10 protein-coding genes are annotated in these 20,618 nt (G+C 71.1%); 1 reads left to right on the top strand and 9 read right to left on the bottom strand.

What is annotated here, in order from left to right:
• The 6 genes from ACI79C_RS03190 to ACI79C_RS03165 all read right to left on the bottom strand — a co-directional run bounded on the left by ACI79C_RS03190 (window position 1) and on the right by ACI79C_RS03165 (window position 13,858).
• Complete coding sequence (locus ACI79C_RS03190) at window positions 1-1,611, bottom strand: NERD domain-containing protein (protein WP_456944157.1); 1,611 nt, start codon at window positions 1,609-1,611, stop codon at window positions 1-3.
• Window positions 1,611-3,338, bottom strand: a complete 1,728-nt coding sequence (gene drmB / locus ACI79C_RS03185; RefSeq protein WP_456944156.1) for a DrmB family protein — start codon at window positions 3,336-3,338, stop codon at window positions 1,611-1,613. The genes ACI79C_RS03190 and drmB overlap by 1 nt, the downstream gene beginning before the upstream one ends.
• Window positions 3,335-6,505, bottom strand: a complete 3,171-nt coding sequence (locus ACI79C_RS03180) for a helicase-related protein (RefSeq protein ID WP_456944155.1) — start codon at window positions 6,503-6,505, stop codon at window positions 3,335-3,337. The genes drmB and ACI79C_RS03180 overlap by 4 nt, the downstream gene beginning before the upstream one ends.
• On the bottom strand, window positions 6,502-8,337 hold the full coding sequence (locus ACI79C_RS03175) for a UvrD-helicase domain-containing protein (protein ID WP_456944154.1): 1,836 nt from the start codon (window positions 8,335-8,337) through the stop codon (window positions 6,502-6,504). Before ACI79C_RS03175 ends, ACI79C_RS03180 begins: the two co-directional genes overlap by 4 nt.
• A gap of 10 nt (window positions 8,338-8,347) precedes the next feature.
• The gene (locus ACI79C_RS03170; protein ID WP_456944153.1) at window positions 8,348-12,973 is read right to left on the bottom strand and encodes a DEAD/DEAH box helicase; all 4,626 of its coding nucleotides are present in this window, start codon (window positions 12,971-12,973) and stop codon (window positions 8,348-8,350) included.
• 276 nt (window positions 12,974-13,249) lie between these two features.
• Window positions 13,250-13,858, bottom strand: coding sequence for a hypothetical protein (locus tag ACI79C_RS03165; RefSeq protein WP_456944152.1), 609 nt, complete (start codon window positions 13,856-13,858; stop codon window positions 13,250-13,252).
• 233 nt (window positions 13,859-14,091) lie between these two features.
• Between ACI79C_RS03165 and ACI79C_RS03160 the strand changes: the two genes are divergently transcribed.
• Window positions 14,092-17,343 (top strand): TM0106 family RecB-like putative nuclease, encoded by a 3,252-nt coding sequence (locus ACI79C_RS03160; protein WP_456944151.1) that lies wholly within the window; start codon window positions 14,092-14,094, stop codon window positions 17,341-17,343.
• A gap of 23 nt (window positions 17,344-17,366) precedes the next feature.
• On the opposite strand, the gene ACI79C_RS03155 is transcribed toward ACI79C_RS03160, so the two are convergent.
• The 3 genes from ACI79C_RS03155 to ACI79C_RS03145 all read right to left on the bottom strand — a co-directional run bounded on the left by ACI79C_RS03155 (window position 17,367) and on the right by ACI79C_RS03145 (window position 20,612).
• On the bottom strand, window positions 17,367-18,038 hold the full coding sequence (locus tag ACI79C_RS03155; RefSeq protein WP_456944150.1) for a hypothetical protein: 672 nt from the start codon (window positions 18,036-18,038) through the stop codon (window positions 17,367-17,369).
• 118 nt (window positions 18,039-18,156) lie between these two features.
• Window positions 18,157-19,077: a hypothetical protein gene (locus ACI79C_RS03150; RefSeq protein WP_456944149.1), complete on the bottom strand. Its 921-nt coding sequence runs from the start codon at window positions 19,075-19,077 to the stop codon at window positions 18,157-18,159.
• Window positions 19,078-19,118: 41 nt separating this feature from the next.
• On the bottom strand, window positions 19,119-20,612 hold the full coding sequence (locus ACI79C_RS03145; RefSeq protein WP_456944148.1) for a hypothetical protein: 1,494 nt from the start codon (window positions 20,610-20,612) through the stop codon (window positions 19,119-19,121).
• Window positions 20,613-20,618: the final 6 nt, after the last annotated feature.

The raw sequence follows: 20,618 nt of genomic DNA, 5'->3' as shown, positions 1-20,618 counted from the left end.
TCAGAACGGCTGCAAGTCTCGGCGGCCGGTCCGGCGGGTCACCACGGCTCCGAACCAGCCGGCGCCCGCCTGGTAGTCGTCGCGGACGCCCTCGTGCAGAAAGAGACTCAGACGGACCCGTGCCCGGGTGCACGACACGTAGGCGTGACGACGGTCGGGCACCCCTCCCAGCGAGTCGAGGTCGGCCACCACAACCGCCACCGCTTCCAGCCCTTTGAACTGCTCGGCCGTCGCCACCACGACGGCGTCCGTCCGTCGATCCTCGAGACCGGCCAGCGGGACCCCCGCCGCGCGAGAGAGCTCTGCACGCCTCTCTGCCGCCATCTGGCGCCGCGTCAGCACCGCAATCCGCCCCGGTGGCAGGGACTCCGCGAGATCCTGCAGCTCGGCGGTCAGGAGGCGCTCCTGTTCCGCCGGGTCGCTCCACCAGTGCATGGCCACCTCGGGGCCGAGCACCGGCGCCTCGGCATCAAGCTCCGTTCGGGTCAGCATCGAAGCCATCACCGCGATCTGCCGCGTGTTGCGGCAATTGAGCGTCAGGCTCATCCGCGTCGTGGACCGGGGCAGAGTCGAGCGCATGTCGACGTCCGCGCCGACCAGGTCTTGCGCGGGGTCGAGGAAGAGCCGCCACGTGCCCGCCTCGACACCGCCTCGTAGTTGTCCGTCGACGATGTCGCGCCAGCCGGCGCCCAGATCTTGGGTTTCGTCCACGATCACCGCGTCGTATCGGGCGGGGCCTTGGGCCGTGACCAGTTGAGAAGAAGTCCGGACGTCGATCGCAGGGACGTGCTGAACGGCGTGCCCCAGCCTCCCGGCCAGCGGAGCGCTGCTGCAGGACAGCAACACCCGATCACCCTCGTCCGCGAGGCGTCGGGCTTCGGCCAGGGCCAGCATCGTCTTGCCCGTGCCGGCCCTGCCGGCCACCGCGAGCCGTGGGTTGTCTGCCGCCGCGCGCAGCACCCGCTCCTGTTCGGCGGTGACGCGGGTCAGCTCCTCGTCCACCTCGTCGGCCAGCAGGGACAACGACGGGCGGAGGTCAAGGTCGCCGCGCAGGGTCTCGACGACCGCGGCGACGTCATCGGGGCTCAAGGGAGACGCCGCACGTGACCGCCTTGCCCAGTGGCGACACCACCGCGTCAGCACGAGCTCGGGTGCCGACCACTCCGAGCTCGCGTCGAGGAGCACCTCCTCGACCACGTCGGGTGCGCGTCCGGTCAGCGTCACGTCCGGAAGCGCGACGGCCCACCCGGAGCACTGGTCGGGGCGCAGGGCGCCCTGGTCGACGAGGTGCCGCCGGATGGCCCCATGGGCGCCGCCGGCCTGGTCGAACGGGCCTTCTCGCTTCCGCGTCACACGTCCCGACCGGTCGGTGAACTCCCAGACGCCCTGTCGCCGTGCCACGCGACCGCCTTTCACCTCCAGGACGACGAGCCCCGGAGGACCGACGATGAGGGCGTCCGCCTCGGCCCAGCGCTTGAACGGGTGGTTGAGGACGCCGAGCGAGTGCAGGACCGTCCACTCGTCACCCAGCCTGCTGAGCCACTGCAGCACTCGGGTCTCGGCGAGACTGCGACCCGACGAGACCCGTAGCGGCGGGACGAACCTCGCCATCAGACCCGGCTCAGCAGCGCCGAGAAGAAGCCGGCTTCCGGCTTGTCCGGCGTGCCGACCAGGGTCGCGCGGTCGAGGAAGGTGTTGTTCCGCTCGCAGCTCGTCTCCGGGACCAGCAGGCACGCGTGGCAGGCCGCCAGGTTGAGCGCGTCCGCGCCGGAGCCGACCGACTCGATGCACACGGGGTCGGAGGAGCACCAGGAAAGCCGGGCGATCGCCCCTAGGACCGCCTGCTGCATCCGCCCCTCCTCCGACTGGGCGGCCACGCCCCCCAGGCTCCCGCCCGAGTCGGACGTGGCGGTGTAGACGAGCACACCTGCCATGTCGCCGTCACTGAAGACCCGCTCACGCAGGGAGGCGGACGGGTAGCCCGCGTCTAGGCTCAGCTGCTCCACCAGGGCGTGCCCCAGAGAGTGCAGTAGGAGGTCGCGGGCAGTGACCACCGGCTGTTGGCCAAGCCCACGGTCCGCAGCGCGTTGGTCGACGATGCGCTGGAGGAGTTCCGCCCGTCCGCGCGCGAAGTCCCCGTTCTCCCAGGCTGCGAGCCGATCACCGTCCAAGCGGAGGAAGACGCCCTCGCCGGTGACCTCGATGGCCGGCAGCCAGAACGATCCCTCCCGTGCCAGGGGTGCCACGTGTTCGTCCGGTGTCTCATGGGTCCGGGGGAGGATCCGGGTGAAACCCCGCAGCGCCCGGACCTCGCGCAGGCGGGAGACCTTGGCGACCTGGAAGACGTGGTCGGACAGCGATGGTGGGACATCAGACGGCTCGCAGACGAAGTCCTGCTTGTCCTTGCTCTCCGGTCGACCTGCGACGAGGGCCTTGTACTCGCCGAGGCGCAGGTCGTCGTCCTCGTCTCCCGGCGTCTCGCCGCGCCGGCGCAGAACCGCATCGGTGAGTTCGTCGAGGGTGTACTGGTGGGCCGGTAGCGCCATCCCGCTCAACGTTGCCCGGACGGCGTCCGGCGGGATCGCGGCGAGCACGGACCAGTGCCGGTCGAGCAGGCGGTACACGCCCTCGGACCACGGCGGGATGGAGATCGCGGAGGCGACGACCGGGAACCATACGTTCGAGGAGCCCCGCTGCAGGGTCCGCGGAACCTCGGTACACGACTCGCGGGAGTCCGCCCCCAACCAGGGGCGACGTCCCGAGCAGCTGCGCACCGTGCGCAACGCGTCGGCGGCGAACGCTCCCTCCAGGCTCATCGGCGTGGTCCCGCACGAGCACGACACCCGGATGTCGCTGAGCGAGGAACTCCTGCCGAGGGCGTGCAGGCGCAGGCGGTGCTCAGGTGCGCCGATGCCGGTGTTCGAGCCGTGCAGCCAGGCGTGGTACGGGAAGTCGTCGATGTGCCCGCGCGGACAGCAGACCACGAAACGGGAGGGCACCAGGTCGGCGTCGCATTCCTTGCAGACGTGTTCGTTCCACCCGCCGAACTCCCACACCGGTGCCAAGCGACGGCACTCGGGGCAGAACTGGAACTCCGGGAAGCGGATGACGGGTACGTCCCGCGCCTTCTCGCTGCCTGCGGCCGGCGCGTGGAAGGACGAGACGCGCAGGTTGCGCGCCAGCCGGGCTTCCAGGATCTCCGGGCCCAACCCTGCGTCGGCCCACTCCTCGAGCCCCATCACCATGAAGCTCTCGTTCTGGGCCGGGAAGAGCGCACCCACCCCATAGGTGGTGACCAGCTGGGAACGCCGGGCGGTGGGCACCTGGCGCGGGCTCATCGGGATCTCCTGTCTCGGTTGGGGACCAGGTGCAGTGACGAGGTGGCGTCGACATCGCGGAGGCTGGTCAGGGTCGGCCAGGGGACGTCATCCGTGTCGAGGTCCAACCTGGTGTCCGTCACCGCCTGATCCGCCTGGACCAGCAGTGACGTCTCCGGCTTCTTGTACGCCGAGTAGCGCAGCGGCTTTCGGGCCTCGGCCTCGCGGACCCACGTGTCGATGAGCGACTGGACCTGCCGGTCCGTGTCATCGGCGGACTCGGGCTCCACTTCCTTGGCCCGCTCGACGATTCTCGCGGCCAGCATCTCGAGGTCTCCGACGAACCGGTCCACCTCCCCGGCTGCCGTGTCCGAACCGGCACCGGGGGCGAGCAACCGGGCCATGGCGACCAGCACGCCGTGCAGGCCCCGGTCCCGAGCCCGGGCCGCGAACGGCGTCGCGCTCGTGGCCTCGACCTGGCGGTACAGCGTCTGGTGGTACGGCAGAAAGTCCTCGTAGTGGGACCTGTCGCGGGAGCGCGCGCCGTTGTACATGACCACCACCAGGCCGGGGTGCTTGCGGCCGACCCGGCTCGTCGCCTGGATGTACTCGGCTGTCGCCTGCGGCTGCCCCATCACGGCCATCAGCCCCAGGCGGTCGACGTCGACACCGACCGAGATCATGTTCGTGGCCAGGACGACATCGGGCGTGTCCGGGTCGGGGAGGCCTCGGGCCAGGCGGGTCAGGTGCAGTGGGATGTCCGACGAGTCCGTCCGGCTCGTGAGCTCCATGGGTTCCTGCGTGATGCTGCGCGGCTCATGTCCGCTGCGCTGCGCCAGGAGCTTGAGTCGGTCGGGGACGTCGTCGAGCACCTGCATGTACGCGCCGCCGAGGACCCGCAGGCTGTTGAAGTACCCGACCAGCGTCCAGTAGGGGTCCTTCACCTCGTCCGCGGCGGGCCGGTCGTGCGTGCCCTGGAGCAGCGCTGCGTAGGTCCGGATCATGAGCGTCGTCTGGCTCGTGCCCGGCGCCATGATGCCGACGTAGCGCCGAGTGCCCTTCTCGTTGCGGTCGGCGTCCTTGGAGAAGAACGTGTTGCCCACCGTGAGCCCGGGCGGCGGGAACTGGGCGGACGTGCGGTCGAAGACCGCTCGCACCTGGGCCTTGGCCCGTCGGATCGTGGCCGTCGAGGCGACGACCTTCGGACGGTGTTCGCGGGCGCAGGCGGCGTCGATCGCAGCCTCGTACAGACCCACGAGGGTGCCGAGCGGGCCGGAGATGAGGTGCAGCTCGTCCTGGACGACGAGGTCCGGCGGCAGCCCCTGTCCGTCCGTGGAGAAGATGCTGCCGGCCCGCTCCTGCCACGCGAGCATCGCGAACTTGTCGACCGTGCCTATGAGGAGGGACGGCCGCACCCGGTAGACGTCGTCGTCGACGAGGTGGACGGGCAGGCCGGCCGCGAAGGCGCAGTCCCGGTTGCGGCAGCAGACCCGGAGCTCGGGGACGCGTCGGTCGACGATGTAGTCGTCGGCGTCGAGGTCGATGCCGCACCACGGGCAGCGGGTCAGCTGAACCGGGTTCTCGGTGGCGAGCTTCTGACCTCCGCGGATCTTGTTGAGTGCCGCGCGGGCCTTGTCCACGGTGTTCGGAGTGGCGCTCTGACCGACCCAGAGGCCCAGGCTGATCGGTGCGGCGCCGGGCAGGTGAGACGTGGTCTTACGCAGTACCTCGAGGGCGCAGATGAGAGAGGCCGCGCGCTCGAACTGCTGGAGGGTCAGCAACCGCAGCGTGTACCGCATCAGGACGCTGACCCCGCCGGCGCTCGGAGCTGTGAGCCGACGCATCAGGATCGTGAAGGCGATGAGGCCCAGGTACGCCTCGGTCTTGCCACCACCGGTCGGGAACCAGAGCAGGTCGGCCCGCTCCCGGTCCTCGTGTTCCGGCTCGACTATGCCCCTCAGCGCGAGCAGGACGAAGGCGATCTGGAAGGGACGCCACGTCTGCTCGGCTCCGACCGGGGGCTCTCCGTGGGCGCCGGACCGGATCCAGTCCTGACGAGCACGTTGAGCCTGCATGGCCCGGTTCATGAGGCGGAACGCGAGCATGGCGTCGGGACGATCCGCCAGCAGGTCGATGCCCGAGAGGATGCGGCGGGCGGCTGCTTCGGCGTCGTCCATGTGGCGGGCCGCGGTCTCCCGGAGGGGCGTGGGGAGCCCGTGGCCCTCGGTCCGCTGCTCGGCGATCCACCGCCGGTACTCCTCGACGAGCCGGCGGAGTCCGCCCAGCACGACGTCGTCCGGGGCCTCCGCCAGCGTGCTCATGCGTAGGTCGACCGCATCAATCTCACGGGGTGTGGCCAGCTGCAACTCGTGCGACGGCAGGAACGTCGTCGCGAGGCGGGACACCGTCGACCGACCTGTCTCCCACTCGACCGCGCAGCCGTGGCCCACGGCGAAGGTGCGCACGTCGCGGAAGAGCAGGTCGTACGACTCGAGGTCCTCGTCGTCGATGGCGATCTGCCGGCCGGACCGGCGGTCGACGAACGCATCTTCAGGCCCGGACACCTCCAGCGACGGTTGGAGGAAGCAGTACCCGTCACGGAGCTCCCCGCGCGCCACACTGAAGGTGTTGCGGAGGACGGCGGTGACGGGGACGACGCCGTCCTGCTCGGGACGGACGACGCAGTAGAGCTCGAGGCCCTCCGCGACGGGGAAGGCCTCGACACGAGGGCGGGTCACGTCCAACGTCGTCGTCACGGGTCCCACGGCGACGCGGCGCCATGCCTCGTTGCCGCGAGGCCGACGCGACCGACTGTGCGCGACCGGCTCCTCCCTGGCGTCGACCGGCGTCTCGGCGGCGTATCGGGCGGCCACTGACGTGAGGGTCACCTCGTCGGCGACAGACCGGTCGACGGCGAAGGAGAGACCCATCGACGACGGGTGCCGCTGCCGGGACAGGGCCACCCCGGGGTCGTAACCGGCGTCCGCGCCGGAGCCGGTCTCGGCGTCCGGCTCGTCGCGCTCCTCGTCCGTCTCTGCGGCCGTCGTCGGGAACAGCACCCCGGTCACGTAGCGGTCCAGTGGGCTCTCGTCGAGCACCTCGTCCGGCGTGGCCGGCCCGAGGAGGTCGCGACACAGCGTCTCCACGAGGTCCTCGCGGAACCCGTATTGGTCGGCCAGCGTGGTCATCCCCGGTCCTTTCTCTCGTACTCCAGGTGAGCCAGTCCGCCGATCCGCGGAGCGAGCCACAGTCCCCATCGACCGACCCCCAGCCGGTCGCCCGCCAGGGGCGGTCCTGCTGCCGTCTCCACCCCATCGGTCCGCAGTCCGTGCAGAGCCACCGGGGGACCGGGGTGGTTGCGCCAGACCCGGTCCAACCGCTGCATCAGTGCCGCCCCGAAACCGGCCGAGGTGATCGCAACGGAGTGTCCGCAGACCGACAGCTCGTACACCGGGGCGGCCGGGGTGCTGCGGCGGGGATCCAGTCGGCCTTCCACCGGCAGACCGGTGGCGCTGAGCTCCGACCCGAGGAGCCGCTGCACCTCCTGCGCCGTCTCGGGGTCGTCGCCGTACGGACGCTTCCGCTCGACGTCGGGGAGTCGGAACTCGAAGGCGTTGGTCTGCCAGGGTTTGTACCCGTGCACCCACCGACCGGGCGGTCGGCTGTCGGAGTAGAGGCCGCGAGTGCTCGGTGACCGCACGACGGCCAGGCGGTACCGAGCCCGCGAGACCGCGACGTAGAGCGCTCGCGCTCGTTCATCGTCCTCGGCGTCGTCCGGCTCCTCCGCCTGCCGTTCCGGCTGCTCGACGACCACGACGATGTCGAACTCCAGGCCCTTGGCCCGGTGGATCGTGGAGACGACGACGTCCGCGTCGCTCGCGTCCGCCATCTCGACGGGCACGTCGCCGGCTGCGATGTGGGCGGCCAGCTCGACGAGGTCGAGTTCGCGCGGCGTGCGGCGTCTCCGCTCGGTCGCCTTGAGAAGGCGCCACGAGGTCTCGGGGACGGTCATCCCGGACTCGTCGACCATGCGGTCGAACGTCGCGCGGTCGACATGGCGGGTCGGCGACTCCGCCAGCACACCTGCCACCCACGGGGGAACCGACAGCTGTTCGGCCGGTCGGCGCAGCCGGTGCGGGATTGACAGTTCGTCGAGCCGGCGCGAGACAAGCATGGCCTGGCCGTTGGTGTCGCACAGCAGCGCCGTGCGACCGACCCACCGCGGGAGGAGCCGGACGAGGTCATCGAGCGTCCCTACGGAGGGCAGACCGTCCACGTAGTGTCTGACCTTGTTGAGCCGGCTCCGACCGGAGCGGGCCGATCGCATCCGCTCACCGAGGCCGACGACGGCCCGGGTCTCGGATGTCAGCGCGCGGTAGTGGTGCTCGAGCCGCACGTCGACCGCCTCGCGGTCCGCGCGCAGCCGGTCGAGCAGTTGCGCGCTCGTCATCGAGCTCGTCGAGTCGTTGAGCTGGAAGTCGTAGACGCCCTGGAGCGGGTCGCCGAGCACCGTGAATCCGGCCTCGAGCTCGAGCTTGTTGAGGAGTGCCAATACCAGCTCGGCTCGATCGCCCACCAGGTCCTGTACCTCGTCCACGACGACGTGGCGGAGCAGGTCGACGGTCGGGACATCCGAGTCCTGGTCCTGGAGCAGATCGGTGGCAGCGCGGATGCGGGGATCGAACCGAAGCCCCTCGACATCCCGACCTGCTTCCAGCAGGAGCCGGGAGGCCAGGCTGTCGAAGGTCCTGACGGTGACGGCAGAGAGAGAACTGTCACCGCGGACACGACCCTGGACAGCAGCGACGGCGGCACGCGAGAAGCTGAGAACCAGCAGTTCGTCGGTCCCGGTCAATCCCTCGACCTCGATCAGATGGCGCAGCCGCGCCGCGACGACCTCGGTCTTCCCCTGGCCAGCACCGGCCGTGACGATGAGTCTGGCTTCTACAGGTGATTCGACCACTCGCCGCTGTGAGTCATCGAGCTCCGGCTCGTGGTGGGCGTCGGGTTCGCGCGTCATGGACGGTGCCTCAAGCACGGTTTCCCTTCCACAGGTGCTCGAAGTCGTAGAACGCCAGGCGGTCGCCGAACTGGTCGAAGTTGTCCTGGACGTTCACGATCAGCACCTCGTCGGAGCCACCGTTCAGGCGCCCGCGCAGGCCACGGCCGATCATCTGCTGGTAGACGTTGGGGCTGAACGTCGGGCGGGTCACGTACACCGCACGGACCGCCGGGGCGTCGAAGCCCTGGGCCAGGACCGCGTAGTTGGTGATGACCCGGATCTCGCCCTTCCGGAAGCGTTCGACGTAGTACCGCCGCTCTGCAGGGTCGGTCCCACCAGAGATCGCGACGGCCGGAACGCCCCGGACGGCGAGCATCGCCGCGAGGGTCTCCGCGTTCTCGACAGAGGACGCGAAGAGGAGCACGGTCCAGTCCTCCGGCAGTCCGAGGACGGATTCCACGATCACGTCGTTGCGGTCCTGATCGGCGCCGAGCCGTGTCTCCAGTTGGCGCGGCACGCGGCGGAATCTCTGCATCTCGTCGAGTTCGTCGCGAGTGAGCTGGACGTCCGCACCGTCGAGCAGGCGGTGTTGCACCCGGGCGAGGACCCCGCGCTCCTGGAGAGCGGTGTACGGGTCGACGTCCCCGAACGCGGTCCGGTCCAACCGGTTGTCGTCGTAGCGCGAGACGAGACGACGGGTCTCTTCTTCACTGACGCCACGGAACGGCGTCGCCGTGAGCCCGATGAGCGGCCGCTGCCGGCGAGCACGTCCACGACCGAGCCAGTCCAGCAGACGCGTGTACGTCGGGGAGATGGAGGTGTGGGCCTCGTCGACGACGACGACCTCGGCGTCCTTGAGCCAGGCGTACTCGTCCCGGTCCAGGATCGAGCTGAGCTTGTCATCGATGGCGACGACGAGGTGGAAACCGTCGTCCACCCGGCTGGCACCGTTGTCGCCCCACAGGCGGCTGATGCGCAGCCGCTGCGGCGGCCCGGCCGCGCGCCAGACGAAGGACCACGTCTGGACGGCCTGCTCGCACAGCTCGTCGCTCTGCGCGATCCACAGGACCGGCCCGGTCAGCCCCTCCTCACGGACGTGACGCACGAGCGCCTCCACGGCGACCCGCGTCTTCCCCGCTCCGGTCGGTAGGGAGATGAGACCTCGCGGCTTCCCCTGGCCGCGGAGCAGGTCGCGGGTCTCCTCGAGCACTCGTTCCTGGTAGTCGTGCAGCGGGGGCAGCGGTGCCGGGCCGTCGACCTCCATCAGGGAGGGGCGGCTCGCCGCGGGCATGCCGGCGAACTCGGACGAGAAGCCGAGATCGGTGACGAACCGGCGTGCGCGGGAGCTACCGGCCCACCGCTCCGGCGGTTCGAGGCCGGAGTCCGCCAGGCCCTGTCGGAGCTTGCTGAGCACGGAGATCCCGTGCACCGCGCGGGCGATCTCTGCCAGCTGCGGGCCTTCGAGCGGCTTGCCGTCCGTCTCGAGGGAGGACAGCGCCAGCTGCGGGATCGACCGACGCAGGGCGGCCTCCCCGACGGCCAGCAGCAGACGCTCGTCGTCGTCCTCCGCGTCGCGGATGGCCACGGCCCTGTTGCGCGCGGCGTGGTCCTCCGTCTGCCGGATGATGTGGTCGACGTCGGAGTCGCTCAGATCGAGATCCAGCTCCGCCGACAGGCGTCGGAGAAAGGCGGTGTCCGTGCCGAGCACGGCGTGCACCCGCCCCTCGTGCACGAGGAAGTCGCGGTACTCGGTCGACCGCCCGGCCGGCGTCACGGTGCTGACCTGGATGTCCTGGCAGGGGACGAGCTCGAGCGCCTCCTGCTCCGGCGCCAGGTAGAGCCGCAGCGGCGGGAAGCGGTCGACCAGCGGGCCGGACTCCCCGGCCGCGGTGAAGGCGACCTCCGTGTCCAGGAGCGCGCTGCCGTGCGACAGCCCCCAGGCGTCGACCAGCCGATCGACCGTGTCCTGGTCGTCCACGAGCAGGACCGGGATCGACTGACCCATGAGTGCGGCGTGCTCGCGGGGTTCCGCGACGACGTACACGTCCTCGGTGTCGACCTCGGCCACGCGTTGGCCGATGCGGACGTGCAGGGTGTCCGGCGCGGACGTGTGGCGGGCCGCCACGCCGTACAACTTGCTCCGCCGGCCGTCGTCGCTCCACTCGCCGGCGTCTGCGAGGACGCGACGCCACTCCCGGTCGCCGAGCTGGTTTATACCGCGGCGCAGTCCCAGACGCGTCGCCTCATCGGGCGTGATCCGTGCGACCGGCAGCACGTCGGAGGCCTCGCCAGTGGGCGCGAGGGCCTGCGTGATCGGAAGGGGACCCAGGGCCGTGTCGACCACCCCGTGGCGGCTGAGGTACCACGTCAGAGGGCCCGTGACCTCGAGTCGGGGGTAGTGGGCCACCGTCGCGTGCGCGACGGTCCGCTCCCGCTCAGGGCCGAGATCGAGCGCTGCACGGGTGAGTGCCGCCTGACCGGCCAGGGAGAGGGAGGGCATCAGGCCGATGGGATCGGGCACCGATCCCGTGTGCACACGCAGGTAGCCCTCGGCCGGGCGGGGGCCGCCGCGGGGCAGTCGCTCGTAGTAGTTCCGGACCGCCCACTTCTCGTAGTCGTCCACCCAGTCCTCGCGCTGACGATCGGGGTGAAGCGCCGGCCCAGCAGCCGCGCCGAGGAGGGTCAGCAGTGTGCGGTCGTCGCGGTGCCACGAGAGATTAATCGTGTAGACGGCGTCCCGACTCCCGTCGGCGGGCACGACCGCTCCGGGGAAGAAGGTGTCCCAGAGGGCTGCGCGCCGGCCGTCGACGGTGCGAACCTCGAGGCCGGCCACCTGGTCGCCCAGTTCCTCGCGGAGGATCCCTGCGGCCACAGAGGGTTCGACCGAACGGGACGTGACCCAGAAGCGCGTCCATCGATCGTCGTCCCAGTCGCCGCGGTCTTGCTTGACGAGCGCGCGGAGGAGCCCGGACTGGTCGACGGTGTTGATGCCCAGCCCGCGCAACGCCTCTTCGACGCCGGGGAAGGCCATCAGGTCTGGGTGGACGAACGCCAGGTCGCCGCTGTCGTCGAGTCCCTCGGTGGGCAGGAACAGCGACCCACGGACGATGGGGGCGAGCTGGTTGTCGCTGGTGAGGACCACGGCGGCCTCGCGGACGGCCGACTCCAGCTTCGGGTCGTCGGCCACCATGCGCGCCGCGAGCAGGACGGCCGAGGCGGCGCCGACCAGCTGCTTGCTCGCGCTGAGGGCCTCCAGCCACTCCGCGATCTCCCGAGGGCGGCGGCCGGCTTGATCGACGAGTCGCTCGGCCTTCAGCCGGCGCTCGTTGTTCTTGTCGACCGAGTGGTGGACCCAGTCCCGAGGGCGCGTCGGACACTCCGCCCAGGCCTCGAGCCACTCCGAGCGGAGGTCCTTGGCGTGCAGCCTGAGGCGCTCCGGTGAACCAAGAGCACCGTTGCTGTCCGGCAGGCAGTCCACTGCCGCGACTGCCCTGAAGACGGCATCGTTGATGACGTCGTCGGCCCAGGACCGGTTCTCTCGGCCACGTGCCGGGAGCACGTCCAGGAAGCTCGCCGGGTCCTCGGGGTCCACCAGGGACGGCAACCCGCGCGCCACCATGACCGGCAGGACGAACGTCAGGATTTCCTGGTTGAAGGCGCCGGCCAGCAGGTCGTGGCGATCCTCGTTGGTCTTCCAGGGCGCGTTGACGATGCCGGACAGCGTGGTGCGGGACGCAGTGGGGAAGAAGGCCCAGAAGGAACCGAGCCGGCCGCGAGCCTTCTCCGGGACCGCCCAGACAACGGGGATCTCATCTCGCCGTGCCTGCTCACCGGCGTCTCGTTGCGCTCGCTCCGACGGACGGTGCACCCGACGGAAGACGTGGTAAGCCGTCCGTGCGCCTGCCTCGTCGAGCACCACCGCGCCGTCGTCTCGGGTGCTCGTCCGCACCTCCTTGGTGAACATCTCTTCGAGGTGGTGCAGCTCCAGCTGCGTCACGTGCGGGGAGAACAGCAGGAACTCACCGGGGAAGTCCTGGACGTCGGACGCCAGCCAGTCCGAGCCGGGAAGCAGCGGCAGCTTGATGACGGTGTCCGCCCAGGACATCAACCCGGTCAGCACCTCGTCCCTGGTCGCCTCGACGGCTGGATTCAGAGGCTCGGCGAGACGAAGCGTCGGGTACTTCTCGGCGTGGGGGACGATGCGCTCGATCCGCTCACGAGAGGCGACTCGGTCGAAACCGAACGACCCGGAGCGGCTGAAGACCTGCGGCGCGGAGCTGATGCCGACGACGGACTTGAACCCGAGTCCGAAGCGGCCGATCTCGGTACCGCGCTTGACCGACATGTGAGAGGTCATGAGGGCGTCGACGCCCTGCGGTGTGAGAGGAGCGCCTTGGTTGGCGCAGTAGAGCGTGTCGTTCATCAGGACGACGGAGATTCGGCCGGTCCGGCCGACAAGGGCGTCGGCTCCGTTCTGGATCAGCTCGTACAGCTGCTTGCGGCCGTATCCACCCTCCGCCGTGGAGATCTCGATGGCGCCGTCCTGGGCGACCAGCAGCGGGTTCTCCCGGTAGGCGGCGAGGCACCGCTCGGACTGCTCGCGGACGTGCTTCGCCAGCGGGCTGTCGAGGCCCGCCCAGTCAGACGTGTTCACGTCGCCCCGTCACCTCTCAGACACAGCGCAGCCGGCGCACCGTCGACGGCTGCAGGGACAAGTCCGCCCGTGGCCGTGGTCGGGTCACGCGGAACTTCTGAGTCCGGACGTTAAGGAGCCGAAACCCCGGGTGTCATACTCGGCGCCCGCGAGTCGCGCCAAGTGGTGACGAGTGAGTGGCGTGGGACTGGTGCGGCGGATCAACCCCGTACCGAGCGCGGTGTTGCATGAGCCGGCGCCTCGAAGGTGGGTGCCAACGCCCGGGTTGCCTCCGGCTCAGCGTCGTCCGTAGGCGGCCTGAGCGTCATTGTCAGCGTCGACGCCTGGCACGTAGTCAACGGCACAACCAGCGTCCACCCAGGACAGTCGGTCGTCCTCCCAGTGAGGAGGCGGCCCCACCGCCCACCAGCTGATCTTGGAGTTGTACGACCACCGGCCTGTCGCCGGTCCGTCGTGGTACAGGATGTCGCCACGCTTGGCCATCGTTGCGAGGTAGCCCGCCAGAAAGGCCGAGGCAGTGTTGCCCTTGTCCGCCAGGGCGGTGTGGCCGAAGCGGTTCACCAGGCGAGCGAAGTCTGTCGGCCGACGGCCGGCATAGGCGCGCTCCACCAGTCCGTACTCGACCCAACGACCCGCGAATGTCTTGAGGGCTGCCGGCAGCTCCGTGGAGAGCCCGAGTTCGGCGGCCAAACCGCTTCCTCCACTCCCTGCTTCGACCTCGGGAACCCGTAGCCAGGTGTGGGGGCCGCCCAGTGGGTGGCCGCGTTGCGTGCAGGCGAACACCAAAGACCCGTCCCCGTACCCCGTGGGCACGCCGCGCACGTCTTCGTCGGCGTGGAATGGGCAGACCTCGCGTACGACCGGCACTCGGAATAGCTCCTTCATGCGTGGTGCCCCTGCTCGGGCTTCCTGCCGGAGCAGGTTAGGTAGCCCGACGCAGAGTCAGTCGTCGACACACGGTGGGTCACGTGATGCCGGACCGATCGCCGGTCGGCGCGGGAAGTTCCGGGACAGCGTCGTCCGTGGCAGCCTCCTTGAGGCTCTGCACGCTGCATCACGGGGGAACGTTGCTGCACTCATCCCTGCCCGTCGCCGGCCGCTCGACGGACGGCTGAGTCGTGTACCGCCTCGACGGACGGCTCGTCCTGAGCCCCAGTGACCTGACCCGGCACCAGGAGTGCCACCACCTCACCGCGCTGAACCTCGCGGTGGCCGGGGGCACCCTGCAGCCGCTCGCCGAGGGGGTGAGCGACCAGACGGTGCTCGTCGCCGACCTCGGCATCGCTCACGAGTTGCGCTACCTGGAGTCGCTGGAGGAGCAGGGCCTCGAGGTGGTCCGCCTCCACCAGAGCCGGAGCGAGGCCGCCACGCTCGTGGCGATGCGGGCCGGGGTCGACGTCATCCACCAGGCGACGCTCTTCGACGGCACCTGGGGCGGCCAGGCCGACTTCCTCCTGAAGACGGCCACGCCGTCCGACCTCGGCGACTGGTCCTACGAGGTCGCCGACGCCAAGCTGGCCCGCCGCATCAAGGTGCCGGCGCTGCTGCAGATGGCCACCTACGCCGACCGGCTCGCCACGCTGCAGGGCCGCACGCCCGAGCGCATCTGCGTCGTCACCGGCGACGGCGAGTCCCGCCCGTGGCGGCTGGTCGACGTCGCCGCCTACGCCCGCCGCGCCCGCACCCGGCTCGAGGGCTTCGTCGCCAACCCAGGAAGCACCGCGCCCGTGCCCATCGCGTACTGCGGCCAGTGCACCTGGCAGCCGCGCTGCGAGGACGAGCTGCGCATCGGCGACGACCTCAGCCTCGTCGCCGGCATGCGCCGCGACCAGCGCGCCGCACTGATCGACGTCGGCGTCACCACCCTCGAGCAGCTCGCCGCGGCCGACGACGACACGCTCAAGGCCACCGGCATCAGCCGGGGCACGCGCGAGCGGCTGCGCGACCAGGCGCGCGAGCAGCTCCGCGGCCGCCAGGCCGGAGCCCCGACCCGCACGCTGCTCCAGCCGCAGCAAGCACACGGGCTGCTCAAGCTCCCCGCGCCCTGCCCCGGCGACCTCTACCTCGACTTCGAGGGCGACCCGCTCTCCAGCGAAGGCCAGGGGCTGGAGTACCTCGCCGGCCTCGGCGACCGGCAGGGCCGCTTCACCGCCCTCTGGGCGCACGACGCCGCCGAGGAGCGCCGCATGGTCGAGGAGCTGATCGACCACGTCGTCGACGCCTGGCGACAAGACCCCGGCATGCACGTCTACCACTACGCCGCCTACGAGGTCAGCGCGCTCAAGCGGCTCACCGGCCGGTACGGCGTCCGCGAGGCCGAGCTCGACCAGCTGCTGCGCGCCGAGCGGTTCGTCGACCTCCATCCCGTCGTGACGCAGTCGATGCGGATCAGCAAGGAGTCCTACTCGATCAAGAAGGTCGAGGCCTTCTACGGGCGCGAGCACACCGGCGACGTCGCCGACGCGATGTCCAGCGTGGTCGAGTACGAGAAGTGGCTGATCGACCGCGACCCGGGCCGACTGCAGGCCATCCACAACTACAACCGGGACGACGTCGACTCCACCCGCGAGCTGCACGACTGGCTGGAGACCCAGCGCGCCGAGCTGGAGGCCGAGCACGGCGAGCTGCCGCGCCCGGTGCTGTCCGAGATCGACGCTCCGAAGCCGCAGTCGGACGCCGAGGTCGCGGAGCTGGCGCTGGTCGAGCAGCTGCAGGCCACGGGCCACGACCTGCTCGGCGACCTCGTGCAGTGGCACCGCCGCGAGGCCCGGCCCGGCTGGTGGGAGTTCTTCAGCCGCGGCGACCTGGAGGACGAGCAGCTCGTCGAGGACCGCACCGCGCTCGGCGGCCTCTCCGTCGCCGCCGAGATCGGAACCGAGAAGCGCAGCAAGCTCTACGAGTTCACCTTCCCGCCGCAGGACGCCAAGCTCGCCGTCGGCAAGCCGGCCTTCGACGTCGACACCCAGGCCCGCATCGGCGAAGTGCGCGAGCTCGACGCCGTCGGCGGGCGGATCGTCGTCAAGAGCACGAAGCAGCCGGGCGCCGTCCGCGGGCTCGGTCCCGAGGGACCGCTCGACGACAAGCAGATGCGCGCGGCGATCGTCGCCACGGCGGACGACGTCCTCGCCGGCCGGCCGTGTCTCGGCCAGGCGCTGCTCGACCGCGTCGTCCCGGCGGACTGCCGGCGGCTGCCGGGGGAGGAGGCCGGGGACGCCGTCGTCCGGCTCGGGCTGCAGTTGGACGGTGAGGTGCTCGCCGTGCAGGGGCCGCCCGGCAGCGGGAAGACGCGGGCGGCGTCGCGGCTGATCCGCGCGCTGCTCGACGCCGGCAAGAAGGTCGGCGTCACGGCGCAGTCCCACGCGGTGATCGGCAACGTGCTGCAGGCCGTGGGCCGGCCGGCGCTGCAGAAGTGCGAGGAGCACCAGGCCTGCGGGGCGCCGGGCGTGGAGTGGTCGAAGGACGCCGCCGAGGTGGCGTCCCGGCTGCTGGACGGGTCGGCGAACCTGGTCGGCGGGACGTCGTGGTTCTGGACCCGGCCGGAGCTGGCCGGGGCGGTCGACGTCCTGGTGATCGACGAGGCGGGGCAGTTCTCGCTCGCCAACGCGGTCGCCGTCGCGCGTGCCGGGAAGTCGCTGGTGCTACTGGGCGACCCGCAGCAGCTGGCGCAGCCGACGCAGGCCGTGCACCCGGGGGAGTCGGGACTCTCGGCGCTCGAGCACCTGCTCGAGGGCCACCCGACCGTGCCGGAGGACCGCGGCGTCTTCCTCGACCGGACCTACCGGATGCACCCGGCGCTGACCGCTTTCGTCTCCGACCTCGCGTACGAGGGGCGGCTGGAGTCGGCGGCCGACCGAGAGCGGATCGCGGTGGACGGCTGGACCAGCGGCCTGGCCGTCCGGTTCGTCGAGCACACTCGCGCCGCCGCCGCTTCGTCGGACGACGAGGCGGTCGCGGTTGCGGAGCTGTGGCGGTCGCTGCAGGGCGTCGGCTGGGTCGACGCGGCGGGGGAGCGGTCGGTCATCGGCGCGGACGACGTGCTCGTGGTCGCGCCGTACAACAACCAGGTCGCCCGCATCCGGAGCCTGCTGCCCGATGGCGCGCGGGTCGGGACCGTGGACAAGTTCCAGGGCCAGGAGGCGCCGGTCGTCCTCTACTCGATGACGTCGACGAGCGCCGAGGACGCGCCCCGCGGCGTCTCGTTCCTCTACGACCTGCACCGGCTCAACGTCGCGGTGTCGCGCGCCAAGGCTCTCGCCGTCGTCGTGATGAGCGAGCAACTGCTGGACGCCGCAGTGCGGACGCCGGAGCAGCTGCGCCAGGTCAACGCCCTGTGCCGGCTCGTCGAGATGGCGACATCGATCGGCTGCTGAGGTCCCGAGGGCAACCGCCATCGCTACGGGACGATCACCTGGTTCTGCGAGGGGTCGTAGTCCTTCGCGTCCTCCTCGATCTGGCGGATCTGCTCCTCCATCCACCTCCGGTTCTCCTCTTCGATGCGTCGATTGAGCGCCTCAACGTCGATGGAGAACCCGATCCCACCGGACGGCGCAGGCGCCGCCTCGGGCGCCGGTGCGGGAGCCGGGGGAGGAGTCGGAGCCGTCCGCGGAGCCGGGGAGGGCTCGACCGGTTCCGGCACCACGATGTCCGCCTCCGGGCGTGCAGCCGCCTCGTGGCCGCCGGACGGCTGACGGCCGCGGTCGGCGGTGCCGGCCGGTGCCCAAGAATCGACAGCAGGAGGGACGACAACCGAGTCCGCCGGCGGGACTGCCGACTCGACGGCCGGCGCAGGCGCCTCGGCCGGAGGGACGGCGAACTCGGGAGCCGGCGCAGTCACCTCGGCCGGCGGGATCTGCTCCTGGCTCGGCTCAGCGGCGTCCTGGGTCGGCTCGGCCGCGCGGGTCCCCACAGTCACCCGTGCGTCGTCGCGCTGCGGGGCAGTTCCGGCGTCGGACGGAACCGTGACGAGCAGGCCCGCTGCCAGAGCGGCGGTGATGCCGACCAGGACGACGGTGCGCCGGCGACCCGCCGTCCGGTCGGCGGACTCCTCGTGGGACGGGATGGCCATGACGACTCTCCTCCGGTCGAACTGCGGGACACGAAGGACTGTCCGGACATCTAGGACACGGGTCCCCGAACGGGCGAGAGCCGACGTCGACGGAGCTCGGCCGGTGCGGCCACCGGGGTCAGCGCACGGCGGACACGCTGTCGAGGAGGCTCCGCCACTCCATGAGTTTCATCTCGGCCGCCTGGAGCCAGGTGATGTCGCCTTCCGGCGTCCCGTCGTCGAACAGGGCCTTGCTGATCAACTCGAGCCGCTCATCGGTCTCGGCGAGCGTGTAGGCGAACCGGCCGAAGTGGTCCAGACCGTGGCCCGCCGTGGGGCTCGGGCTCAGCCCCTCGGCCGACCGGACGTGCGCGAGCCGGCGCTCCCGCTCGTCCTCGCCGTCCAGCGGCCTGTCCCGGTGCGGCTGCGGCCTCCGGAGCAGGACGAGGAAGTCGCGGAGGGTGTCGTCCTCGTCGATGTCCTCGTCCTCGATGTCGAGGTCCTCCAGCGCCGGCTCGTCCTTCATCTGGTTCGACGGGTCCGCTGCCGGGTTGAAGACGAACGCGCCGAGGACGGCGTACAGCGCGTCCACCGAGATGCCGAGATGGCGCGCGAGGGCGCTGCCACGGGCTTCCCCGTCGCCCTCCTCGAGGTAGCGGATGACGGCGAGCGCGACGTCGAGGTGCCGCCCGCGCCCGGAGCGCACCTCCACGACCGCCGGCCCCGGCCGAAGCCGCTGCCGCGCCCGGGCGAGCGCCGCGTGCTCCCGGCGCGTCAGGTGGAGCCGCCGGTGCTTCGTCGGGACCGCCAACCTCACCCCCGAGAGGTGCGGATGGTCCGACAAGCCGGTCTCCACCAGCCCCCGGTCGCGGAGTTCCTTGAGGTCCCGGCGCAGCGTCCGGTCGCCCTCGTCGCCCGCGTAGTCCTTCGTGATGGCCCGCAGGTTGGCCGAGGCCACCGACGCCGGGTACCGGAAGGAGAGGTACCGCAGGATCGCGGCCATCCGTTGGGTCGGGGTCAACCCGGTCGGCGCGTCCTCGGGGTACGCGTCGGTGTCCATGCTGCCTCCGTCAGAGATGGGTGTCGCGCCGGCCGCGTGGGTCAGACGGTCAGAGTTCCCCGGGTGAAGGCCCCGAGGATGCGCTGGTGGGTCTGCCGCGGGAGCGAGCGCGGGCCCGGCTCCCCGAATGGTGTCCCGGGCCGGGCCGGGGCGACGCTGAGCAGGTCGTCGAGGCCGGCTCGGGAGACCATCAGCAGCCCGTGGGTGGCCCGGGTGCAGGTCACGGCCAGCCGCCCGAAGGCGGAGTTGAAGTCGTCGAGACCAGCGGCTCCGGACAGCGGGTGGATGGCGACGGTGATCCCGTTCGTCTGCCCCTGCCAGGAGTCCACCGTCGAGGCGACGATGACGCCGTCGGGCAGGTCGTACTGCTTGCGCAGCCGCTCCACCATGTCGGTGGCGTCATCCACGGCCTGGTTCCGGGTGGCGAGGACCACCACCATCGGGTCGCCCGATGGCGCTGACGAGTCGACTCGTTTCTCCTCGCCCAGCGGATCCCCGACCCCGTCGTAGCGCTGCCTGCGCAGGGTGAAGCCACCCTGCAGCAGCGGGGCGAGCAGGTCCTCGACGACCTCGAGGAGCGGCTGGTCGATGTCGGCCGCCTCGGGGTCGCGCAGGCCGTCGACCTCCAGCAAGGTGGGCTGCCCGGTGGCCACTGCGGCCCACACGTCGGCTGCCGGGCCCGTGAGGTGCGGCAGGTCGATGGACCGGTCACCGGGGGCGGCGACACAGTCCAGCCGGTCCCAGTCGGTGTAGAAGGCACGCCACAGGGGGAGTTGCTCGCCGGTCGGGCGCCACACGGCCGGCAGGTCGACCTGGAACGTGGTGGGGGAGTCCTCCTCGTACACCGTCGGCCAAGCGCGGTACGGGTTGTAGACGGGGTCCCCACGCCACGGGTTCTGGCTCGAGTCGATGGGCGGCAACTGGCCGACGTCGCCGACCCCGACGACGACCGGCGCCAGCCCCTCCACGGCCGCGAAGCGGTGCAGCGCGAGTTGCCACGCCTCGTCGACCATCAGCACGTCGAACGGCGTGTCGCCGTTGGCTGCGGCTCCCAGGTGCTCGGTCAGCCGGCCCCGCTCACGGGGCGCGCCGAGCCGGTGTGAGGTACCGAGCACCACGGTCGCGCCGGCCGGGATCTCGCTGGCCTTCTCAGCGATGGCAACGGACTCCGCCACGTCCGGCGGGACGTCGGCGCGCCGCTTCGAGGAGACGAACAGGCAGACCCGCTCGGCCCCCAGCGCCTCGCCCAGGTCCCTGGCGAGCGGGAAGACCTGCTTGTTGGCGAAGGCGGTGATGCCGACCCGGGAGCACCACGGGTGGGCGAGAGCCTCGCCGACCATCCGCACCAGGGCGTAGGACTTGCCCGCACCGGCGGCGGCGCGGAGCAGGATCTTGTCGTGGCTGCTCCTCCCGTCCAGGACGGCGAGCAGGGCCTCGATCGCCTGCGCGGTCGCCGCGGTGTTGCCGACTGCCGCCTCCGTGTGGTGGCGGGCGTCATCCGCGGTGGTGAGGGGAGGGGTGAAGGAAACGGTCATCGCTGC

The sequence above is a fragment of the Geodermatophilus sp. SYSU D00697 genome, assembly GCF_054050175.1.
This window is presented reverse-complemented; position numbering and strand designations above follow the sequence as displayed.

Excerpts from the sequence above, each read along its gene's own strand:
- ACI79C_RS03175 (WP_456944154.1), bottom strand. The coding sequence starts at position 8,337 with ATGACGCGCGAACCCGACGCCCACCACGAGCCGGAGCTCGATGACTCA.
- ACI79C_RS03145 (WP_456944148.1), bottom strand. The coding sequence starts at position 20,612 with ATGACCGTTTCCTTCACCCCTCCCCTCACCACCGCGGATGACGCCCGC.
- drmB (WP_456944156.1), bottom strand. The coding sequence starts at position 3,338 with ATGAGCCCGCGCCAGGTGCCCACCGCCCGGCGTTCCCAGCTGGTCACC.
- ACI79C_RS03180 (WP_456944155.1), bottom strand. The coding sequence starts at position 6,505 with ATGACCACGCTGGCCGACCAATACGGGTTCCGCGAGGACCTCGTGGAG.
- ACI79C_RS03155 (WP_456944150.1), bottom strand. The coding sequence starts at position 18,038 with ATGGCCATCCCGTCCCACGAGGAGTCCGCCGACCGGACGGCGGGTCGC.
- ACI79C_RS03190 (WP_456944157.1), bottom strand. The coding sequence starts at position 1,611 with ATGGCGAGGTTCGTCCCGCCGCTACGGGTCTCGTCGGGTCGCAGTCTC.
- ACI79C_RS03150 (WP_456944149.1), bottom strand. The coding sequence starts at position 19,077 with ATGGACACCGACGCGTACCCCGAGGACGCGCCGACCGGGTTGACCCCG.
- ACI79C_RS03165 (WP_456944152.1), bottom strand. The coding sequence starts at position 13,858 with ATGAAGGAGCTATTCCGAGTGCCGGTCGTACGCGAGGTCTGCCCATTC.